At 64.8% G+C, this 1443-nt stretch carries 1 protein-coding gene; it reads left to right on the forward strand.

All coding sequences use genetic code 11. The features are described from left to right. Positions 1–1443: carbon starvation CstA family protein (locus B0E42_RS28240; RefSeq protein WP_077508632.1), on the forward strand; the 1443-nt coding region annotated here is incomplete at both ends.

Consider the following 1443-nt stretch of genomic DNA (forward strand, 5'->3'; position numbering starts at 1 on the left):
GTGCTCAACAACGATGGCCTGGACTATGTCCCGACCAACAAACACATTCTGTTCGGCCACCACTTCGCGGCCATTGCCGGCGCGGGGCCGCTGGTCGGGCCGGTGCTGGCGGCGCAGATGGGCTATTTGCCCGGCACGCTCTGGCTGATCGCCGGCGTGGTGCTGGCCGGTGCGGTGCAGGACTTCATGGTCCTGTTCCTGTCCACCCGCCGCAACGGGCGTTCCCTGGGTGACATGGTCCGTGAGGAAATGGGTCGCATCCCTGGCACCATCGCGCTGTTCGGCTGCTTCCTGATCATGATCATCATCCTCGCGGTGCTGGCGCTGATCGTGGTCAAGGCCCTGGCCGAGAGCCCATGGGGCATCTTCACGGTGATGGCGACCATCCCGATCGCGATGTTCATGGGCATCTACATGCGCTACATCCGCCCGGGCCGCATCGGTGAAATCTCGATCATCGGCGTGCTGTTGCTGCTGGGCTCGATCTGGCTGGGCGGGCAAATTGCTGCCGACCCGGTCTGGGCCAAGGCCTTCACCTTCACCGGGATCCAGATCACCTGGATGCTGATCGGCTACGGCTTTGTCGCGGCGGTACTGCCGGTGTGGCTGATCCTGGCGCCGCGGGACTACCTGTCGACCTTCCTCAAGATCGGCACCATCGTCGCCCTGGCGATCGGCATCCTGGTCACCATGCCCGATCTGAAAATGCCGGCGCTGACCCAGTTCACCGACGGCACGGGACCGGTGTGGAAGGGCGGGCTGTTCCCGTTCCTGTTCATCACCATCGCCTGCGGCGCGGTCTCGGGTTTCCACGCGCTGATCTCCTCGGGCACCACGCCCAAGCTGCTGGATAACGAAACCAATGCCCGCTACATCGGTTACGGCGGCATGCTGATGGAGTCCTTCGTGGCGATCATGGCCATGGTCGCCGCCTCGGTGATCGAGCCAGGCGTGTACTTCGCCATGAACAGCCCGGCGGCGATCGTCGGCAGTGATGTGGTGGCCGTGGCCCAGACCGTCAGCAGCTGGGGCTTTGCAATCACCCCCGAGGCGCTGCAAGCGGTGGCCAAGGACATCGGCGAGACCACCATCCTGGCCCGTGCAGGCGGTGCGCCGACCCTGGCGGTCGGGATCGCGCAGATCCTGCACTCGGTGCTGCCGGGTGAGAACACCATGGCGTTCTGGTACCACTTCGCGATCCTGTTCGAAGCGCTGTTCATCCTCACCGCGGTGGACGCCGGCACCCGTGCCGGGCGGTTCATGCTGCAGGATTTGCTGGGCTCGTTCGTGCCTTCGCTCAAGCGCACCGAATCCTGGCCGGCCAACCTGATCGCCACCGCCGGTTGCGTCGCGCTGTGGGGTTACTTGCTGTACCAGGGCGTGATCGATCCGCTGGGCGGCATCAACACCTTGTGGCCGCTGTTCGGCATCTCCAACCAGATG

This window comes from Pseudomonas sp. A25(2017) (assembly GCF_002001065.1).
Lineage (GTDB): Bacteria > Pseudomonadota > Gammaproteobacteria > Pseudomonadales > Pseudomonadaceae > Aquipseudomonas > Aquipseudomonas kilonensis.